Annotated in this window: 17 protein-coding genes and 2 pseudogenes; 14 read left to right on the forward strand and 5 right to left on the reverse strand. The window is 58.8% G+C overall.

Features of this window, described 5'->3' with window-relative positions; translation table 11 throughout:
• Positions 1-11 precede the first annotated feature (11 nt).
• Positions 12-1196, forward strand: a complete 1185-nt coding sequence (locus NKI79_RS29565; protein WP_352755398.1) for an SIR2 family protein — start codon at positions 12-14, stop codon at positions 1194-1196.
• Positions 1197-1246: 50 nt separating this feature from the next.
• Positions 1247-2185 (forward strand): DUF2971 domain-containing protein, encoded by a 939-nt coding sequence (locus tag NKI79_RS29570; protein WP_352755400.1) that lies wholly within the window; start codon positions 1247-1249, stop codon positions 2183-2185.
• Positions 2186-2704: 519 nt separating this feature from the next.
• Here the strand turns inward: NKI79_RS29570 and NKI79_RS29580 are convergent.
• Positions 2705-2839, reverse strand: a pseudogene (locus tag NKI79_RS29580) (helix-turn-helix domain-containing protein); the annotation flags it as partial.
• A 448-nt stretch (positions 2840-3287) separates the two neighbouring features.
• Here NKI79_RS29580 and NKI79_RS29585 point away from each other — a divergent pair.
• On the forward strand, positions 3288-3623 hold the full coding sequence (locus NKI79_RS29585; RefSeq protein WP_352755485.1) for a hypothetical protein: 336 nt from the start codon (positions 3288-3290) through the stop codon (positions 3621-3623).
• On the opposite strand, the pseudogene NKI79_RS29590 reads toward NKI79_RS29585, so the two are convergent.
• The 3 genes and pseudogenes from NKI79_RS29590 to NKI79_RS29600 all read right to left on the reverse strand — a co-directional run bounded on the left by NKI79_RS29590 (position 3530) and on the right by NKI79_RS29600 (position 6189).
• Positions 3530-4029: pseudogene (locus NKI79_RS29590) on the reverse strand (peptide deformylase). The gene NKI79_RS29585 and the pseudogene NKI79_RS29590 sit on opposite strands and share 94 nt — an antisense overlap.
• 38 nt (positions 4030-4067) lie before the next feature.
• Positions 4068-4541 carry a Ros/MucR family transcriptional regulator gene (locus tag NKI79_RS29595; RefSeq protein ID WP_352755402.1) on the reverse strand — a complete coding sequence of 158 codons (474 nt, stop codon included), beginning with the start codon at positions 4539-4541 and terminating at the stop codon, positions 4068-4070.
• 226 nt (positions 4542-4767) lie between these two features.
• The gene (locus NKI79_RS29600) at positions 4768-6189 is read right to left on the reverse strand and encodes a DUF4365 domain-containing protein (RefSeq protein WP_352806595.1); all 1422 of its coding nucleotides are present in this window, start codon (positions 6187-6189) and stop codon (positions 4768-4770) included.
• A gap of 547 nt (positions 6190-6736) precedes the next feature.
• Between NKI79_RS29600 and NKI79_RS29605 the strand changes: the two genes are divergently transcribed.
• The 9 genes from NKI79_RS29605 (at position 6737) to NKI79_RS29640 (ending at position 16485) form a co-directional block, all read left to right on the forward strand.
• Positions 6737-7423 (forward strand): XRE family transcriptional regulator, encoded by a 687-nt coding sequence (locus tag NKI79_RS29605; RefSeq protein WP_352806598.1) that lies wholly within the window; start codon positions 6737-6739, stop codon positions 7421-7423.
• Entirely contained in the window at positions 7424-8059 is a 636-nt protein-coding gene (locus NKI79_RS29610) for an RES family NAD+ phosphorylase (RefSeq protein ID WP_352806601.1), read from the forward strand.
• Positions 8060-8257: 198 nt separating this feature from the next.
• Positions 8258-9766, forward strand: coding sequence for a DNA ligase D (ligD, locus tag NKI79_RS29615; RefSeq protein ID WP_352806616.1), 1509 nt, complete (start codon positions 8258-8260; stop codon positions 9764-9766).
• 103 nt (positions 9767-9869) lie between these two features.
• Entirely contained in the window at positions 9870-11552 is a 1683-nt protein-coding gene (locus NKI79_RS29620) for a DNA polymerase/3'-5' exonuclease PolX (RefSeq protein WP_352806618.1), read from the forward strand.
• Between the two features lie 672 nt (positions 11553-12224).
• The gene (locus tag NKI79_RS29625; RefSeq protein ID WP_352806604.1) at positions 12225-13094 is read left to right on the forward strand and encodes an MBL fold metallo-hydrolase; all 870 of its coding nucleotides are present in this window, start codon (positions 12225-12227) and stop codon (positions 13092-13094) included.
• Positions 13095-13448: 354 nt separating this feature from the next.
• Positions 13449-13901 (forward strand): YidB family protein, encoded by a 453-nt coding sequence (locus tag NKI79_RS29630; protein WP_502909870.1) that lies wholly within the window; start codon positions 13449-13451, stop codon positions 13899-13901.
• Between the two features lie 149 nt (positions 13902-14050).
• The gene (locus NKI79_RS33360; protein ID WP_502900687.1) at positions 14051-14383 is read left to right on the forward strand and encodes a TPR end-of-group domain-containing protein; all 333 of its coding nucleotides are present in this window, start codon (positions 14051-14053) and stop codon (positions 14381-14383) included.
• 424 nt (positions 14384-14807) lie between these two features.
• Positions 14808-15059 carry an alpha/beta fold hydrolase gene (locus tag NKI79_RS29635; RefSeq protein ID WP_352690972.1) on the forward strand — a complete coding sequence of 84 codons (252 nt, stop codon included), beginning with the start codon at positions 14808-14810 and terminating at the stop codon, positions 15057-15059.
• A 499-nt stretch (positions 15060-15558) separates the two neighbouring features.
• On the forward strand, positions 15559-16485 hold the full coding sequence (locus NKI79_RS29640; protein ID WP_352806607.1) for an ArsR/SmtB family transcription factor: 927 nt from the start codon (positions 15559-15561) through the stop codon (positions 16483-16485).
• Positions 16486-16718: 233 nt separating this feature from the next.
• Here NKI79_RS29640 and NKI79_RS29645 read toward each other — a convergent pair whose 3' ends face one another.
• Positions 16719-17642: a glycoside hydrolase family protein gene (locus NKI79_RS29645; protein ID WP_352806610.1), complete on the reverse strand. Its 924-nt coding sequence runs from the start codon at positions 17640-17642 to the stop codon at positions 16719-16721.
• 398 nt (positions 17643-18040) lie between these two features.
• On the opposite strand from NKI79_RS29645, the gene NKI79_RS29650 reads away from it, so the two are divergent.
• On the forward strand, positions 18041-19213 hold the full coding sequence (locus NKI79_RS29650; RefSeq protein ID WP_352806613.1) for a glycosyltransferase family protein: 1173 nt from the start codon (positions 18041-18043) through the stop codon (positions 19211-19213).
• A gap of 2 nt (positions 19214-19215) precedes the next feature.
• On the forward strand, positions 19216-19393 hold a 178-nt coding region (locus tag NKI79_RS29655), incomplete at its 3' end, for an NAD(P)-binding protein (RefSeq protein WP_352806624.1).

Consider the following 19393-nt stretch of genomic DNA (forward strand, 5'->3'; position numbering starts at 1 on the left):
GGGGAAGCGAAGTGAAACGTGCAATCCTGATTGTCGGCGCCGGCGCGTCGGTCGAGTATGAGGCACCCTCCACAGCCAAAATCACCGCTGAGATCGAACGCCAAGTTATGCCCGATGGCTGGATGAAATCCAGTGGCGGGGACCAAGCGTTCCAGGTCATCAAGCAGCAGCTAGAGGGTTATTTGAACGAGCCTCGCGACGTCAACTTTGAGCACATCTATCACTGCGCTCATGAATTGTTCAACTCGTTTCCCGCCTCCAGCCGAGCGATGAACGAGTATCGGCCGCTCCTCACCCCCTTCCTTGAACAGAAAACCCCTCTCTCCCAAACAGCCCTTCGCGCCCTGTGCGGCAAGATCGTCGACGTGATCTACAAGACATACTCGGTGGCCTGTGGCGCCAATCCGTTAGGCCTGGGTCCCCTCGCAACCTTCATAAGTGGTCTCCAGCGCGAGTTTGTCACAAGGATCTACACGACCAATTACGACGACTTCATTCTCCAGGCCGCGCCCGACCTATACACCGGCTTTCCATCTCCGCCATCCTCGGGGCCGAAACGGTTCGGTCCGAAGGAGTTCTGGTCTCGGGACAACGATCATGCGGTATTCCATCTGCATGGTTCCGTGCATTTGGGATTCCCGCATCCCTTGCCCGCCGACAGCGAAATTGGCGATCTTTATTGGTTTGATGATCGCGCAGAGGCCATCAAGCACGCCCGATTTGATGGCAGCGACGTATCGCGCATGGATGGAACGACTTTCATGCGGACATCCGTCATTACCGGACTAGATAAGCTATCCCGCCTTCAGCAACGTCCAATGGCGCACTACTACGCAGCGCTAGCCCGGGATCTGATGCATGCGGACGTCATCTACGTGATCGGGTCAGGTCTCACAGACCTTCATGTCAATACCTGGCTCCGCGAGGCAAGAGCAGCGCGTCCTGCCGCTCCAATCATTTTTGTCGACTATTGGCAAGAGCCATTTCTAGAGACAACAGCCTTTGACTACGGCAGCAAAGAGATCCACCTGTTCCACGATCTGCGCGTACACATAAAGGGACCCTTTGGCGGAACTCGAATAGGCGACGGATGGACAATTGCATCCGACCTGAGCTCTGCAATTTGGGACAGAGGGTTTCAGAGGTTTCTGGCGGCGCCAGCCGAGTTGGAAGAATTGCTGGCACGGCTGAAGTAAAGTGCACTCTCATCGGCTGCGCCTCTAACGAGTAACGATAGGGGGAGACGATGACCACGGACAAAAAGATACCGCGTCGGCTTTATAAATATCGGGCGTTCAGCAATCTAACTCTCGAATCGCTGGTTGCCGATGAACTTTGGTACGCTGATCCGAGCACATTCAATGACCCGCTCGATACGCGGCCTTCCTTGAACACCGACCTGGATGTTCAGCAACTAGAAAACGTGCTCCGCCGCCTCGTTGAGAATCGCGTTCGCGCGGAGATGTCTACGGCAGCAAAGACGATCAAGTATCAAGGTCCCAAGACCCTGGACCACATAGAGCGGCATAGCCATCGCCGCGCAGAACAGCTTATTGCCGACGTCGCCTACAACGCTACCAATCCAGAATATGACGTTGGCGATCCACATGCTTTCCTGCTCGGGCAGTACATTGAGGAGGAGCTCCTGCGGCAATACGAGAAGGGCATCATATCGCTGGCTGTGAGGGCGACATGTCCTCTGATGTGGAGCCATTACGGCGAGCAGCACAATGGGATCTGCATTGGATATTCCGTACCTGCCGATGCCGCGAGCGAGATCCATCTGGTCAAGTACGGCGGCAGCAGACTTGTTGACGCCAGCGATGTCGCCAAGATGCTCGATGGTGACGAAATAGCCCGCAAGAGGGTGGATAGTGCCGTTTTGCTGAGAAAGGCCACCGATTGGCGCTACGAGCGCGAATGGCGTATTATTGGCCCGAGGGGGTTGCAGGATTCGCCGCTAGAACTCGAAGAAGTCATTTTCGGCATGCGATGCAAATCACCCGTCATGTATGCCGTTGCGAAGGCCCTCGAGAACCGTGACAGACTGGTGAAGTTCTTTGAAATGCGGGAAGTCAGGGGCACATTCAAGCTCAAGAAGATGCCCCTCGATCTCAATGAGCTATCGGCGTCCATGCCGAGAAGGGCACGTTCGATTTACGAGGCATTTGAGAAACTCGACTAGCGAAGCAATCGACCTGCCAAAGTCAGCGCCGCAGTGAGGTTGAAAGTCCGAGTGCGCGCGCCCGGATGTTTGATGCAGACGATCATCCCCCGTTTAACCGGAGCCTTTGCGCACAGTTTCCGCTTCAAGCGATCCCGCTGGGAGAGGTCTCAGAAGCTCCGCTTCGGGCTTGGTAAGGTGAAGCCACGCAGCCCAGTTCTCAGGCTGAAGCACCACGACCTGTCCGATTGTGAAACGGTGCAATGTCTGGGCCAGGCTCAGTTATCAGCATGGTGAAGGCGGAAGGGTGATTGCCTTGGCCCTCGCGCCAAATTCCTGCGATCGCCAGGAAGGGCGGCCCATTTAGCGTGAAGTGATGTTTTGTTTTTGGGTATTTCGTTCCAGTGAACTCAAAAAAAACCGGATGCCGGAATGAGGCACCGGCTGCTGTTGGCGAAACTTCGTCCTTCCGATCGAAAGTTGAAAACCGGCCCGTCCTTTGGGCCCGATCGCGGAAAACTGAAGTTCATTGGGGCGATACGCCACGACACCACCTTCACGCAGATAGCGGCGAACCGTATTGCGCGCGCAACCGAACTCTTGCGCAATGCGCTTCGCACCCCAGCCGACCTCATGCAGCCGAACCATCGCTGAAACTTCTTCCCCCGACCGCATCTCCTCAACCCGCATTGTTGTCGACAAGGCGAGCTTCGATGGAAATTCTTCTTGCATCCACTGATCCTCTCAAAAATGAGGGGTCAGTTCTTCGTTCGGCGCCAAGTCATCAGATGCAGATCGACTTTGGCGACATGCCAGTTCGACACCGCCTGCATCATCTTGCAATATTCCACCCACTTCACGTGCTGTTCGTACGCGTTGCACATGGCTTGAGATTATCGCAGAAAGGATGATCTTTCGAGAGGGCGGGCGGCTCTCTGTCTGGATCGGGCTGTCGGCGAAGCTGAAGCCCCGCGACGCGGGTCTTCTCCCGTCCGGGCGTCCATCCCTGCCGAAAGTCTCGGTACCACTCGCAGAGATGGAGGATTGTAGCTGTGCTGAAGGCCGTCAGACGATGCCTCGAAAAGAGGAAGGCGATCCGTGCCGATGGCGGCGAGACGCCCAGGTGTTCATTCTTCTCGACAAGCGCACCGCCTACTATGAGGCACAGCGTCGCGCGGCGCGGTCCCGGGTTCATGGCGATACCCGCGAATTCGCCCATTGGGCGAAAGTCGCCGCCGAGATCGCGCGCATTGCCCCAGAGGGGGAATGGACATCGAGGTCGTACGTGCGGTCGTCGATGACGAGCTCGATCGTCTCCGACCTGGGTCAAGGCGCAGGATTTGACAGCGTTCTCTCGAATATCGACTACGACGTGCGCAGCACTTTCTCATACCACTTGATCAGCCGATCCCGCTTCAGGCGCGAGAGCCTTTGGACCCAGAAGATGCCGCCGAGTTGATCAATCTCATGCTAGTGACACACCGCAAGCAGACCGTCGGCCTCCTCGATCTGCTCGATGCCGTCCAGATCTCGATAACCTACACGGACGCGGGCCTGGCGTTCGATGTCCTCCGTCACTCCGGGCATCGAGACGCTGCCTTCCGTATGACGGGTCATTTCGGGAGAGGCCCAAAGAATGGTGGGATTGACGTAGGTACGAAGCGCCGATGTGGGCGAAAGTTCGATGACGACCAGCCGCTTCGGAATGCCGATATTGGGGGCGGTTATTCCGATGCCAGGCGCCGCGCGCATTGTGTCCGCCAGGTCGATCGCGAGGCGACGCAAGTCTTCATCGAAGCCGGCTACGGGCTCGGCGACAGCACGAAGGCGACGGTCGGGAATCTCACGATCGACCGGACCGTCACCTGTCACTCCTTTGTCTCGGCGGTCACAATCTCGGACGTCAGCTGATCTTCAGGCCGATCTTGCGGCGTCTCGCTGCCGGCGACGCCACGGGCTCGGGCGTTACAGCCTTTCTTCCCAGGCCGCTTGCCTTCGCAAGCTGAGACCGCGCAGCGGCGTAGTTCGGCGCAACCATCGGATAGTCCGCAGGCAGGCCCCACTTTGCGCGGTACTCATCCGGCGTCAGATCATAGTGAGTGCCGATGTGACGCTTGAGCGATTTGAACTTCTTGCCGTCTTCCAGGCAGATTATGAAATCCGGCGTCACCGATTTCTTGATCGGCACCACCGGCGCGCGCCTTTCTTCCGGCTGCGGTCCAGATGGCGTCTGCAGCTTGCTGACCGCGGCAAAGGTATCGGCAATGATACGGCCAAGTTCAAACGCTGGAAGCGGGTTGTTCCTCACATAGGCGGCAACAATATCTGCGGTCATGCCAAGCACATCTGCGCTGGGCTCTGCGATTTCTTCGGTCATTTGGCCAACTTTCTCATTTTCTGCGGCACCCCTCCTGCTTCGGTGAAATCGCTACAGGAAAGTTTGCCCGTTGCACAGGCCGGGATCGCCGTCGATATCTCGAAACCAGACCGCAGGTCGCTACTACCCTCCGGGACGGACCCTTCATAGCAGCAGATATACGGTTCGCCGGCCGATCTGAATTTGATCTCTTCGATGACGCTGTCTGTGTCGTTCAATCCATATATCAGAGCGCGGAGCCGGTATTTCGGTCGGCGCTGCTGCGATCGAGGTACTCGCCATTCCCGAGGTTCGGATTCGGAAAGGTCGGTTCAGGCGGCTCTCTTGTGGTGGCCACCCCAATAGGGCCCAGGATCGCCCTCATTTCGTCGGCGAATCCCATGGTCTCCGTCCCTGACCGCCCGCGAAGCCAGGAGCTCGGCACTCCGTTACGATCGTCGTTCCAGTCCACCAGCCAGCAGATTAGGGGACTGAGTGGAATATCGCGATGGCGGAACAGCACATTGTTCTTGGGCGCGTCCTTGAACCTGGTTGAGATGTAATCGCGAAGCGCATGATAGTGAATGTTCTGGCGGGCCACCTCGACAGCCGGTTGTTCCGGCCGCGCGCGGTGCCAGTGCGAAAGATGGTAATAATCGAGATAGGCATTGAAGCGGATCGCAAGGACATCGGTGTAGGGACCGAACCGCGCCTGATCGTCGACAATATCGAAGCCCGCATAGACTTCGATCTGAATGTGAGGATGAAGCGACAGGGTCATGTATTGGTTGTCGTGGACTCGTGGCAATCCGACAGCCTGCAGATACTTCACGAACCGGCGCCCATTGGTCGTCAGCGGCGCGATGAACGTCGGATATTCGAGCTTGCCATAGAGAGATTCGCTGATATCGGCCGCGTCTATCAGCGCGATATGGTGCCGGGCAAGCAGACTGAAATAGGTCGAGAAGAAGGGGTAGAGACCAGCCCGGTTGAACGTGTAGGTGATCGGAATCTGGCCCTCCCGCTCCCGCACAGTTTTGCGAATCATGTCGGCCAGCAAGCTCGAATGGAACTGAAGTTTGCTGCAGAGCCCCCATAAACCTTCGACGAAGAGGTCAAGCGCCGTCACCTCGACGATACCACGACCGCTTCCGTCCCGGTGCACCAATGCCTCGAGCTCCTTGCGCAGTGCAGCGTATTGATCGCTGGAATAGACCGTCAGATCGAAGCGCCCATGCAGGTTAGCTTCGAAGGCCTTGTCGAGCTTGTTCGTCTTCGAGAACGTGATACTCGCGACACCATCCTGATCGTGCTGTTCCTCGGAGAACGCGCTGCTCACATCGACCCAATAGACGTTGCCGTCGTCGGGGTGATGGATCAGCAGGAAGAGTGGGATGGAGAGCTTGCGCCAATAGTCCAGATCGTCCTTGTGCGGATAGAATTTGAAGGACGTTTCGCTCTCCGAGCGGATATAGCTCCGGCCCGACTTGACCTGGACACCGATGATCTTGCCGGTCGGAAATTCCCCCAATGCAATTTCAATGGTGCCGTCGACACCAACGTCCTCTTCAATCAGGCTGCGCCAGATCAGGTCCAGCTCGTTGCATGCCTGTTCGACGGCAATGACTCCCGCCCGACCCTGCTTTGCTGTGCGGCTCCGTTTCTTCACAAGATGTCCCCTCCTCGCCGCGCAAATGCGGTATGCGCCCGCGACGGTCTATCTGCGGTGCATTGTTTGTGTGCATCCACTTACATCCAATACTCTTGATCCGCAGCCCGGCAAGCGCGAGCCTGACCGGGAATGCCGAAGGCCGTCACCCGCGGGTCGGGCTGTTGGCCAAGCTGAAGCCCTCTTTCAGGCGGCCCGCCCTAAGGCGGAGCGCGGAGCATTGCAAAAAAGAGAGGGCCTCTGCCGCCGCGATCGCTCGGCGTCGGCCTTATCGAAGCCAAAGAAGCCAACGCCTACTACGACGGACATGGACATCGGTGTCATGCGCGCCGTCGCAACCGAGGGGGAGCGATTGCGCGCCCGACGGCCGCTTTCTCTGCCGCTTGCGTGCTGCGGGCCTGCGAGATCACGGGGAGGGGATCACCGGGCGTTGGGAATTGCGCAGTCCTCATCCCGTAGCCGCAAGGTTTTGCTGACTTTTCGAAATTATCCAACTTGACGAACTTGCATTCCGTGTCCACATTGGTGGAAACAAGAGGTTGTCGTCATGGCCGCTAAAAAGCGAAGCAATCATAGCGAGACCGCGTCGCATGTGGGAGTCGCGACCTTGAGCTTCACGACAAAGCTGCCGGCACAGGCAGATTTCAAGAAGGTGTTACTCGAACGCTATCAGGAAGCGATCGCGCGCAGCCGCAAGGTCGGCCATCGCGTATCGTTCCGCGTAGAAGTCGATCCGACCGCAGGCGCGCAGACGATCACGCCGGTCGACGAACAGCCTATTGCTTCGGGCGATGCGTTTCCCGTCGAGGACATGGGCAAGCCCGACACCGAATTGGAAGCGGCCCTTGCGGCGGCGCACGAGCGCGGCCGTAAGCGTGTTGCCGAGATTGTAGCCGGCGAGGAAATGCTGAGTGCGGAAGCGTTTGCCAAACTGCTCGGCACGTCGCGGGTGACGGTCAACGCCAAACGGCAGAGCGGGCAGGTGCTCGGGATCAATGGCGCCAAGCGCGGCTTCCGCTTCCCTATATGGCAACTCGACAAGGACGGCCGGCCGTTCGGGGCATTGCCGGAGCTACATGCGACGTTGGGCAATAGTGCCTGGGCGGTCTACCGGTTTCTGGTGTCGCGTCATGGCGCGCTCGATGGGGTGACAGGTCTTCGAGCTCTTCAGCGGGGCAATAACGCCTCGGTGTTGGCTGCGGCGGAAGGTATGGCTAGAGGCGATTTCGACTGAATGCCTGGTCTTCTATCTCCACTCGATTTCTCGCGCGCAAAGCTCGAAATCGAGACGATACCAACGGGCCGGACATTCGGTCGGATCTACTGGAGCACCCATCCAGATCCGCTCGGATATGGGAAGTCGCCAAGCCGGTTTAGCGATCCTCGGCGCCTTGTCGCCCCCAATGGATTTGGTGTTCTCTGCCTCGGTGACTCCCTCCAGGGATGCTTCCTCGAAGCCGTGCTTCGCGACCGGCGCGAAGGACTTCTTGACGATCTTCCGATAGATGAGGTGGAGCTCACTCAGCGGCGGTTCGCGGAGATCGTCACGACTGAGAATCTCCGCCTAGTCGAGCTCAGAGGCGACAAGGCCGTCAGAATGGGTGTGCCGACGGATGTAGTTCGGGCGAAGCGCCAGAGCCTGGCACGCCAGTGGTCACTGGCGTTTTGCGAGCACCCGTCTGGGCCCGACGGAATGATTTATCCCTCGCGTCTGAATGGCGCGACCAATCTCGCTATTTACGATCGTTCAGTAGGTAAGTTTCAAGACGGAAGAGGGACGGGCGAAGAGCAAACGAGCGTGGAAGCACCGAGCCTTTTACGTGAGCGACGTCGGAGACAGGACATGGATGGGGAGGCTCACCATTTGTAATTGAAGGCTTTATTCATTTGGCACGATCGGTGCAGCGGATGATCCGCAAACGTTGCGCGCGACCGATATAATGAGAGGTGAGCGCCATCAGGATTCCTGCGTTAACGGTCCACTCGGTCTTTACGGTGTGGCCGCCGCGCGGGCGCCAGGACTCGGTCACCCGATGGTCACCGCAAGAACTGGCTGTGCCCGGCGACTATCGACTTTTATGCGTTCGATCTGCTGCAGCTCGACGGCGAAGATCTGACAAGGCTTCCTCTTGTTGAGCGCAAGGCGAAGCTGGAGGCGATCTTGCCTGCGAAAAATCCGGTCCTTCGTTACTCCGACCATATCCTCGGCCGCGGAGAAGAGCTGCTTGATCGCTTCTGCGCTGCCGGCCTTGAGGGCGTCGTCTCAAAGCTCGCGGATTCGAATTATGTGGCGGCCCGCGGCGCAAGCTGGCTGAAGATCAAATGCATCAGGCGACAGGAATTTGTGATTGTCGGCTGGACGCCGTCCGACAAGGTCCGCGCGTTTCGGTCCTTGATCCTTGGCGTTCATGACGGCGGCAAGCTGCGTTACGCCGGGAAAGTCGGCACCGGCTTCGATACCGCTGAACTTCTTCGTCTCTTAAAGATCATGGCGCCGCTTGAGCAGAAGGCCGCGACCGTCGACGCACCACGCGCCGAAGTGCGCGGCGCACACTGGCTCCGTCCGAAACTGGTCGCTGAGATTGCCTTCACCGAAATGACAAATGAAGGGACGTTACGACATCCGAGTTATCTTGGTCTCCGCGAAGACAAGAAGCCGGAGGCGGTCGTGCTCGAGACGGAACGTCATGCAGCCGATCTAGCCGCGTCTGCGACAACCGCCATCGCGATAAGTAACCGTGACCGCGTCATCTATCCGGAGTCCAACATCACCAAGGGACAGCTCGCCGACCATTACGCAGCGGTCGCGGCGATCATGCTTGCTTGGGTTGGCAGCCGGCCGATCAGTCTGGTTCGATGCCCACAGGGCCGCGCGAAGAAGTGCTTCTTCCAAAAACACGACGCCGGCAGCTTTGGCGACAAAGTCCACCACGTCGGCATCACGGAGAAGGACGGGCACGAGGAACCATATCTCTATGTCGACGATGCGGATGGACTCATGACTTGCGTCCAGATGGGAACGATCGAGCTACATGGATGGGGGGCTCGGATCGAGGATGTCGAAAAAGCCGACCGCCTCGTGTTCGACCTCGACCCCGATGAAGGCCTCGATTTTGAGGCCATCCGCGCCGCTGCCTTTCAGTTCCGCGCTATCCTTAAATCTCTGGGGCTTACGACTTTCCCGATGCTGACGGGAGGCAAAGGAGTGCACGTCATCGCGCCGCTCACCCCTGGCGCCGAGTGGCCACAGGTGAAGGACTTCGCGTCTCGCCTGGCGCAGGCGGTCGCCCGGAGCGATCCGGCCCATTTCACGGCTGTGTTGTCAAAGGCGCGCCGCAAGGGTCGCATCTTTGTGGACTATCTACGCAATCAGCGCGGGGCGACCGCGATCATGCCCTACAGCGCAAGATCACGTCCGGGCGCTCCTGTCGCGGCACCGATCACGTGGGCGGAGATGAAGACAATAGATGCGCCCTCTCATTTCCACGTGGGCGATGCTCCTGAATTAAAGAAACGCGCAGCCTCCAAAGCTCTGGCTGGATGGGGTCGCGCTGACCAATCCTTGCCCAATCTGTAGCGTACGTGAAGAGGCAGTAAAGCCGGGATTTAAAGGGCAACGCGGCGCTCATGGCCTTGCCTGATTGGAACCTGCGGAGATCGGCCTCCGTTTGGCTGAAGCCATGGCAAAAATCAATCCGAGGACCGTCGCCAGTCTTTTGAGGGAATACGCACAACGGGCGTCTATGCGCGGCGACAATCCCTATCGCATAAAGGCATACTTGCGCGCGGCAGACAGTCTGACGGCCCTGTCGCAGCCGCTTGATCGGATCATCGCCGCCGGCGCCCTCACCACGATCCCGGGGATCGGTGACGCGATCGCAGACATCGTGACCAAGCTTTACCAAACCGGCACGCACCCGAGCCTTGAGAAGCTGCGCGAGGATGTTCCAGCGGGAGTGATGGAGCTGTTTGCCATACCCGGGCTTCGTCCTGATAAGATACTGAAGCTTCATCAGGCGCTCGGCGTGAACTCGCTGGCGGAGCTCGAGGCCGCAGCAAGAGAAGACCGCATACGCCCAGTCAAAGGCCTCGGCGCCGCGCTTCAGACAAAGCTCCTGCAGAACCTGGCCATCGTGCGAAGCGGCGAAACGCAACTTCACCTGCACAAGGCCGCCGCCCTTCTCGACCATGCGGTCATATCGGTGAAGCAAGAGCATCCAGAGTTTTCGCGCGTCGAAATTGCGGGCGACTTCCGGCGCGGTTGCGAGCTCGTTTCCGATTTCGCCCTGGTAGCGCAGGGCAGAAAGTCGACGACTGAAATCGAGGATACGACGCTCAGGCTTGTTGTCACGGACAGGAAGCACTTTGGCGCGAGCCTGCTCGAAGCAACCGGTTCGGCAGACCACCTCGAACAACTGAAGACGTTCGCGGCCCACAAGGGATTCACCCTAAACGCCGACGGGCTTCATCGCGGGAGAAAGCTGATCGCGTCAGCGACAGAAGAAGAAATCTATCAAGCTCTAGACCTGCAGTTTATCGAGCCTGAATTGCGCGAAGGCACCGACGAGATTGAGCGAGCGGCAAAGCAGAAGCTGCCCGCCCTCATTCGGGATGAAGATCTGCATGGCATCCTGCATTCTCACACGACCGCATCCGACGGCACCGAAACGCTTGAGGCAATGGCTGAAGCCACGCGCAACCGCGGTTTCGAATACTATGGTGTCGCCGATCATTCGCAGTCCGCTCACTATGCAGGCGGCCTTTCGTTGCAGGAGATTGCTGAACAGCACCGCGAAGCTGACCGGCTGAACAAGGCATACAATGGAAAATTTCGCATACTGAAGGGCATCGAGGCGGACATCCTGGCGGATGGCTCGCTCGATTACCCGAATCACATTTTGGAGCAGTTCGATTTCGTCGTCGCGAGCGTGCACAGCCGCTTCAAGTTGCCGAAGAAGGAACAGACGGAGCGTATCCTTGAGGCGATCGGAAATCCTCGGACGACAATCATCGGGCACATGACCGGTCGCCAGCTGTTGCGCCGGCCCGGTTATGATCTCGACGTCGACAAAGTCCTCAAAGCGTGTGCGAAACACGGCGTCGCTGTCGAAATCAACGCACATCCGTGGCGACTCGACCTCGACTGGCGCTGGCATCAAAAGGCACTCGATCAGGGCTGCATCTTCAGCATCAATCCGGACGCTCATTCGATTCGCGAGCTCGACCACATGCATTGGGGTGTCGAGATGGCGCGCAAGGGCGGTGTCCCTGCGAAGCGGGTCCTGAACGCGATGCGTTTGACGGCCCTCCTTGCGCATCTCGCACGGCGCTGCCGCGAACGAGGCATAGGCATCGATGAATGAAATGCAGCGATCCCTGATCGACATGGTCTGGAGATCCGTAATGGAAGATGTCCCAGCTAACCTGGACACCTGCCGATCGGGCCGCCTCGACCATTGGAGCCCAACTTGACCAGTCAGAGGTCGCGGGAGGCCGTTTCGATCAGGTGCCACCGCAGTCCGTCGCGGATGGTGCAAAGGCCGAGTTCGGCGCAGCCGCGGTAGTCGCCCAGGGCATGCAAAATTATGCGAGGTTCGCACGAATAAGATCGACGCGAACCCCGTGCTTGCGCCGGTGCGAGGAGCACTCAAAACGTGCCATGAAAAACTGGCGAAGCGCGAAGCTTGCGGACCGGAGCCTCCACCTGGTGCTCGTCTCTGCGCCCCACTTCGCTCATTCGAAGTCTCCTTTCAGCAGCCGGCTTCGAACTCGGCCGCCTGTTAGGACCGGGAACCGCGTTGGCGAAATACCGCATCCAATGGGGCGCGCGCCATCTTCGTTGCTCAGTCCAGCTCGTCCTGGCGCGACCGGGTAATGCCGAACCGATTTGGTCGAGCCTTTGTTCCTGTGGTGGACTGTCCGGAGCTGGGTGGCGAAGGAGGAACTAAGGAGGGACGTGCCAAGTTCGGGGCGATGTACCACCGCCGCCGATCGACTCGAGCGGCTGCTCAGCAACAAGAGAGGCACGGGATCACATGACCGTTCAGATTCGACTTTCCGAGATCGACCACGCCAGGCGCGAGGATCTTGGCGACGGCGCTTGGAGCATCGCACCGGACTTGGGCTATTTGAGGCTAGCAATCGTCAATGTCGTGTTCTTCGGCGCACCGGGCAGCGGAGATCGGAACTGGATGCTGATTGATACCGGGTTGCCGACGTCCCGCAGCAGCATTCTTGCGGTCGCGGAAAAGCGGTTTGGCACCAACGCACGGCCAGCCGCGATCATCCTGACCCACGGCCATTTCGACCATGTGGGAACGGTTCTAAACCTTGCGAATAAGTGGGACGTGCCTGTCTTCGCGCATCCACTCGAGCGCCCCTATTTGGACGGAACCGCATCCTATCCGCCACCGGATCCCTGGGTCGGGGGTGGACTTATGGCGCTGCTTTCGCCGCTTTTTCCACGGGGGCCAATTGATCTTGGCAACCGTTTGGAACTCTTACCTGCCGACGGATCGATCCCCGGAATGCCCGGATGGCGATGGCTACACACACCCGGGCACGCTCCTGGGCATATCTCGCTCTGGCGCGAGAAGGACCGCTCGCTGATCGTAGGGGACGCTTTCATCACCACCGGTCAGGAGTCAGTCTATGAGGTCGCCGTTCAGGATCTTGAGATGCACGGTCCGCCGCGCTACTTCACGCCGGACTGGGATGCGGCGGAAAGATCCGTGAAGCACCTGGCTGCCCTGAACCCGCGGATGGTCATCAGTGGACACGGTGCGGCTGCTGCGGGAGTGGGCATGCGTCAAGCTCTTGACAGCCTGGCTGAGCGGTTCAGGGTGTTCGCCGTCCCGCCGAAATTGAAATTCGTGCGCGAGCCGGCGGCAGTCCAAGGTAGCTGAGGCTAACCGAGCCGTCGTCGTTCTGAAGTATGGTCAAGTTGGGCAGACTCTGTCTCTCGAGCCGGTAGAGTTACCCGTCGGGTCGCGCGCCCCATCGTCGCCGACAAACTCTGACAAGCGGAACAAACCCGGGAGGCGCCGGGTTAGGGCGTTCGATCGGCGCAGGGCGACTGCGGCCAAGCGCCCCGAAGTTCTGCGTCAGGAGAAGACGCCAGATGGAAAACGAGTACCCGAAGGACGCGTCCTCTCCGCCCGCGAGCCGACCGGCAAGAAGTTGTTCGAGTCCACACGCGTCGGCATCCGCCAAGACTTGGCTTTGATTCGCTCATCGGCCAAAACCGTGGAGGAGACCAAATGGCAAATCTGGGAAGATTGGCGATCGCGATGCTTGGCGTTCTGGCATACCAAAACCGCGACAAGCTCTGTGAATTGATTCCGGGAGCGGGGTATCTTAACCCAAACGACCCGCAACGCAGAATTCTGGCTCAGATAACGAATGGCGTGTCGAGGGCTGACCTTGGTGAGATCCTCGACCGGTTCAGGGAGGTGGGGGCAGGATCGAAGGTCGACTCGTGGGTTGGCAGCGGGCCAAACCAACCGATTGAGCCAAGGGACGTCCAAGCGGCAATGGACGAAGGTACACTCACGTCCATGTCGATGCAGACGGGTCTTTCGCGCGAGGAGCTAATCAGAAGGATTGTGCGGGATCTACCCGAGACAGTCAACGAGATGACGCCGAATGGTGAATGGCCGCCTGAGCCGACACATGGCTTGGATAAGTCGACCCTGCTCGACAATGTATCCTAGGGGACACAGCCAGGAATGCAGCCGGCCAAGGCGAGATCCAGGGTGGCAACTCTACACGGGGGGCGCTCCTGCGCGATCGCCTTCATCCGCTCGCGAACCAAGGATCTGTTTCGAGCGCGCCGAACGCTCAACTGGCCGCCATCCTGAAAATGCGGCACCGCTGCATCGCGGCGCCCTCGCTCGCGTATATCGGTGAGCGGAAGAAGGCGCGTTCCTGGCTGGCCAGAGCGCTGGCGATCGATCCGGACGACTTCGTGACGCAGTACAACGCCGCTTGCATGTATTCCGTGCTCGGGGAAGTGGAGGAAGCGGTGCGGTACCTGGAAAGAGCCGTCGGAGGAAGCGTGAGTCAGAACGTATTGGAACGAATCCGTCACGAAGTCATTTCGACGCCATTCGCGATCACCCGCGGTTCGTGCAGCTTCTTAGTTCACTTGCCTTGTGACGCACAGCTGTACTTGCACAAGCTTCGGCCTGCCTAGCAGCCGCGTTCGGTTTGGGTGGCGGATTCAACTGATCGCAGCAACACACGCTCCTTTCTGAAAGATGGAGTGTGAGCCATGAAGCAGCGAAGTCGCATCTACTACTCGGCCGCTCAGCGCCTGAGATTTGGGTTCGATGGCAGGCGGGCGAGTCGATGAGCTCGATCGGACGACGATTCGATCGGGAGTCTTCGTCGGTCCGTTCTTGCCGCCGCGCCTGGGCCTTGCACTGGCGGGCTGCCGGCCTTGCCTGTCGCCGGTGGTGTTTTCCGCCACATTTTGCTGCCGCTGCTTGTGCTGCTCACCTAGCCGCTCGCCATGGGCAAGTATTTCGCCCCGGCATCGTCTCTGCGGGGTTTGCTTCGTCGGCAAAGGACATCGCCAGCTGGCCTCACAGCTGCGGTCGATCGCGGCCGAATCGGGATTGATGCTGGCCGACGCGCTGGCCGGCGGCCGCTTCACCCGCTACAATGATCTGTTGATGCCTGCCGGCATTATTGCCGGGGCCGGCGACCGGTTGTTCGATGCGAAAGCCGAGGCTCTTAGACTACAATCGGAGATTCCTGGTTCCTTTGTCGATATCATCCCGCAGGCCGGCCACATGGTCCACCACACCGCACCGCTAGCTGTTCTCGCCATGGTGGACAGGGTCGCTGCCGCGGCCAGCATGAAGTAGGCCGGCACTGGCGCGATCCCGAAGAAGTGGAATCGCGATTTTCGGAAAAGATCATGCTCAAAAGGTAGGTAGAACCCCGTCCCGACTCTATCGGGTGGCGAATCCGATGATTTACTTCACGGCGGCACGCACTTCAGCGAACCGCATCCTGTGCATCCATCCGCGCCGGTTCGGCTAACATCGACGTCGAGGTCCCGTATCTTGGGGATTTGGCCAGGGGAACGGCCCCAATTCCGTGTTCGGCTTCTGCCTCTCTTTGTGGCTGCCAGCATCTAGTCGTCTGCAAATCGAGGCAACGGACTGACAAGCACCCCCCGCACTACAAGGAGCTGGCGGTCGGAGAACAGATGTAGACATGTTGCACCATCCTTGCGGGTGCGGCTTGCGATGCATACCGACGGTCGAGGCCCTAATGTAACCAAATCAACGGCTCGGCGTTTCGGTCAGCGCCGTTGCAATGAGCGAAGCCACAACCTCACGAGCATAGACTGGCGATTTCATGAGTCGCAATTTTCTGGTGATTGAACCTGAGGAAGGCATTGCCGTGCTCAAGGGGCTTGCCTCCTCGGCGCGGATCTCGATGCTGAAACTGCTGCATGAGAAGGGGCCGATGAATGTCAACGAAATCGCCGCCGAGCTGTCGCTTCCGCAATCGACCGTCTCGACAAACATCCAGGTGCTGGAGGATGCGGGCCTGATCCGCACCGAGAACAAGAAAGCGAAGAAAGGCAACCAGAAAATCTGTTATCCGACGGCCGAAGAAGTGCTCGTCGTGTTCAAGGGCGAATATCGTGCGGTCAAGAACGACGCGATCGAAGTGTCGATGCCGATCGGGCTTTACACCGGCTTCGAGGTTACCGCGCCCTGCGGCCTTTGTTCGCCGGACGGCATCATCGGTCTGCTCGATGTTCCCAACACTTTCCTCGATCCGGACCGCATGAAAGCCGGTCTGCTATGGTTCACGCGCGGTTTTGTCGAATACCAGTTCCCCAACAATGCCAAGCTTGCCAATGCCGAGATCACCGAACTCGAAGTGGCGCTAGAGCTGTCCTCGGAAGTGCCGGGCACCAGCGCCGATTGGCCCTCGGACATCACGCTGACGATCAATGGCGTCGATGTCGGCACCTGGACGTCGCCGGGGGATTTCGGCGACAAGCGCGGCGTCTTCACGCCCACCTGGTGGAAGCTCAAGGGCTCGCAATACGGTAAGCTGAAGAACTGGCGAATTGCCAATGACGGCACCTATGTCGACGGCCTCAGGATTTCCGAAACCGGCCTCGCCGCACTCGATCTGAAGAGCCATCATTCAATCCGCGTCCGTATCGGCGTCAAGGACGATGCCAAGCGCCCCGGCGGGATCAATATTTTCGGCAAGGGCTTTGGAAATTACGATCAGGACATTGTGCTCAGGATCAAAACCGCGTGAATCGACTGGCCGCGTTGCTGCGCTCAGTTACAGTTCATTGCTAGGCTAGGCTTGCAGCTGGCACCGCCGTCCATGAGGCGACTGGCTTGCCTGACGTGTATAGATCCCTCGTCGCAAGCTTTGCCCACTGGCTGCGAATCCCCTGCTACCCTCAATCACCAGTACAAAGGGATCCGTCCCACCAACCAACAGCCAGAGCATCCTCCGTTCCGGCAAATGCCGGAACTTACCATCTAGGCAACTCTCGAAAGTATATGCCGATCCAGGTCACACTTAGCCAACCCGAACCGCCAGCGATGGTTCGTAGCCTCACGCCTGCTCTGGTAGAACAAGGTCAGTTGCCGGCCGTCGATCATCACCGTCGAATGGCCATTCTCGCCGGGCTCACCAGGGTCGAGAACGGGGCCGACGGAAACGTAGGGACCCTTGACGTCATCGGCGATGGCGAAGAAGACGCGCTGCCGGCTGCCGCGCGGACCTTCGGGGAGGAAGCAGGTGGCGTTGAGAAGCACACGACCGTCCGGCAGCTCGACGAGCTGCGCGCCTTCGATCCCCCATTCGTAATCGGGGTGCTCGCGCGCATTGTGATGTGGCACGTCGAGATGATCGAGTATCTTGCCGAGACGTTTCCATGGCCCGAACCAAGAATCGGATTGGCTGCGCGCCAGATAGACATCAGGCTGAGGCACCCTGGTGAATTTGGGCATGCCTGAATAGACGATATAGCGCTTGCCGCCGATGATTGCGGGGTGGGGATCGTAGATGCCGTCCTCATCGGTGTCGGGCAGCGACAATATCGCGGGATTGAGCACCACCCAATGAAAGCCGTCATTGGACACCGCGTGCTCGCAACGTCCGCCGGACTTCATGAATTCGGTCTGGATAAACATGTGGAAGACGCCGCACTCATGAATGACGCCGGGCGCCGCAATGCCAGATCCGGTTACCGGCAAAACGATCGCCTCGTGCTCTGTCCAGGGTCCATAAAGATCCGGCGCTGTGGCGTGGAGGATTTTCCAGCTCTCTGTTGTGACGGTGCCGCTGGAGCCGAAGACGTGCCAGAGCGTGCCGTCGAACACCGGACAAGGGTCCTTCAGATCATCCACAACCTGCGGGTGAAACAATGGAAAGACGTTGGTTTCAAAGTCGATCTTCATTCGCCAGCCATCCCTCGATTCGTCTCGGTCTCCATTCAAATGAACCACCGGCGCGACTCAGATGAATCGATTCCAAGCGTATTTATAGCTCCGCTGATGAACGGTTGTTGAACGATTGAAGGATTTGAACCGCTCTGTGGCAAAGGGCCACATTTGGGAGCCCGACCTGACGCGAGGGGCTTCATCATGTGGATCGAATGGGGGCGGCCGGCTCGCCCCTTCTCTGTCGAGCCGTCGCAAGTGGAGCGGACGGCTGGTCTCGCCCGAGACAGTTTGGAGCTATGGAACAACTTATCGGGATGGAAGTTATATAGAAGGCTGCGAACTTCATGTCAAAGCTGCCTCGATTGACTTTTGTTAGTCGAGGCATTTTGTAACTATATCGAAGGATAATCTACATGGAAATGGCGGCGGGCCGGGCCAAAACACCAAAAAACCCTGTACAACCGTCTATTTTAATTTGCTTTTCACACCTCCGATGGAATTTTGTATTCCAAAGACCGCAACAGATCCTGACGCTCGCCTCAAAACAGCAACAGCTAATTTACTTCGAAGAGCCGATCTTCGATGAGAGGCGCCACGCTTCGATGCGGGTGCACAATATTACCCCCAAGATCAGAATAGTGACGCCGCTGATCCCAGTTGGTACTTCCGCGACCAGGGCGGACGCAATCCAGCGCAGGTTCGTCGATCAGATCCTCGCCTCCACGCCGCATGACCGATTGACGACCTGGTATTACACGCCCATGGCGCTACGCTTCAGCGATCATCTCGCCTGTGACGTCTGCGTCTACGACTGCATGGATGAACTCTCCGCGTTCAAAGACGCTCCCGCAGAGTTGACGCAGTTGGAAAAGGCGCTGTTGCAACGTGCCGATGTCGTCTTCACGGGCGGGCAGAGCCTCTACGAGGCCAAGCGCAGCTTGCATCGGGCGATCTTTCCCTTCCCGAGCAGCATCGACGTTACCCATTTCCATCAGGCTAGGGCGCCAGGTGAAGACCCGTTCGATCAGGCCGACATACCTCACCCGAGGGTGGGGTATTTCGGGGTCATCGACGAACGGCTCGACGTTGAACTTATCGCGCATGCGGCTGCCGCAATGCCAGACGTGCATTTTGTCATGCTCGGCCCTGTCGTCAAGATCGATCGGGCGAGCCTTCCCACGGCAGGCAATCTGCATTGGCTGGGCGGCAAGTCCTATGCAGACCTGCCGAACTATCTCAGGCATTGGAGTGCCGGCTGGATGCCGTTCGCGCTCAACGAAGCGACCCGCTACATCAGCCCGACCAAGACTCCCGAGTTTCTTGCGGCAGGACTGCCGGTGTTGTCCACGGCGATCGTCGACGTTGTGCGTACCTACGGCGTCGAAGGCCTTGTCGAGATTGTCGAGGCGGAGGACATCGAGGCCAAGCTTCGCTCGATCCTGGCCCACCCCCGCGATTTCCTGGTCAAGAAGGCCGACGCCTACCTCGCCGACATGTCCTGGGAGAAGACCTGGAGCGCGATGGCTGCCCACATCGAGCGCGCCCTTGCGATGAAGAGCGTCGTCCCATTCCTGAGGAGGGCGTGAGCGTGTTCGACTGGTTGATCGTAGGGGCCGGTTTCGCCGGCAGTGTGCTGGCCGAGCGTATCGCATCGCAACGGCAGGAAAGCGTCCTGATCATAGACCGACGAAATCACGTCGGCGGCAATGCCTATGACTGCTACGACGAGGCCGGAATCCTAATTCACCGTTACGGGCCTCACATCT

The sequence above is a fragment of the Mesorhizobium sp. M0340 genome, from assembly GCF_040321535.1.
GTDB lineage: Bacteria > Pseudomonadota > Alphaproteobacteria > Rhizobiales > Rhizobiaceae > Mesorhizobium.

Bases quoted from the DNA above. Each gene is read 5' to 3' on its own strand.
- NKI79_RS29570 (WP_352755400.1), top strand. From the start codon at position 1,247: ATGACCACGGACAAAAAGATACCGCGTCGGCTTTATAAATATCGGGCG.
- NKI79_RS29595 (WP_352755402.1), bottom strand. From the start codon at position 4,541: ATGACCGAAGAAATCGCAGAGCCCAGCGCAGATGTGCTTGGCATGACC.
- NKI79_RS29605 (WP_352806598.1), top strand. From the start codon at position 6,737: ATGGCCGCTAAAAAGCGAAGCAATCATAGCGAGACCGCGTCGCATGTG.
- NKI79_RS29610 (WP_352806601.1), top strand. From the start codon at position 7,424: ATGCCTGGTCTTCTATCTCCACTCGATTTCTCGCGCGCAAAGCTCGAA.
- NKI79_RS29620 (WP_352806618.1), top strand. From the start codon at position 9,870: ATGGCAAAAATCAATCCGAGGACCGTCGCCAGTCTTTTGAGGGAATAC.
- NKI79_RS29625 (WP_352806604.1), top strand. From the start codon at position 12,225: ATGACCGTTCAGATTCGACTTTCCGAGATCGACCACGCCAGGCGCGAG.
- NKI79_RS29630 (WP_502909870.1), top strand. From the start codon at position 13,449: ATGGCAAATCTGGGAAGATTGGCGATCGCGATGCTTGGCGTTCTGGCA.
- NKI79_RS33360 (WP_502900687.1), top strand. From the start codon at position 14,051: ATGCGGCACCGCTGCATCGCGGCGCCCTCGCTCGCGTATATCGGTGAG.
- NKI79_RS29640 (WP_352806607.1), top strand. From the start codon at position 15,559: ATGAGTCGCAATTTTCTGGTGATTGAACCTGAGGAAGGCATTGCCGTG.
- NKI79_RS29645 (WP_352806610.1), bottom strand. From the start codon at position 17,642: ATGAAGATCGACTTTGAAACCAACGTCTTTCCATTGTTTCACCCGCAG.
- NKI79_RS29650 (WP_352806613.1), top strand. From the start codon at position 18,041: ATGGAAATGGCGGCGGGCCGGGCCAAAACACCAAAAAACCCTGTACAA.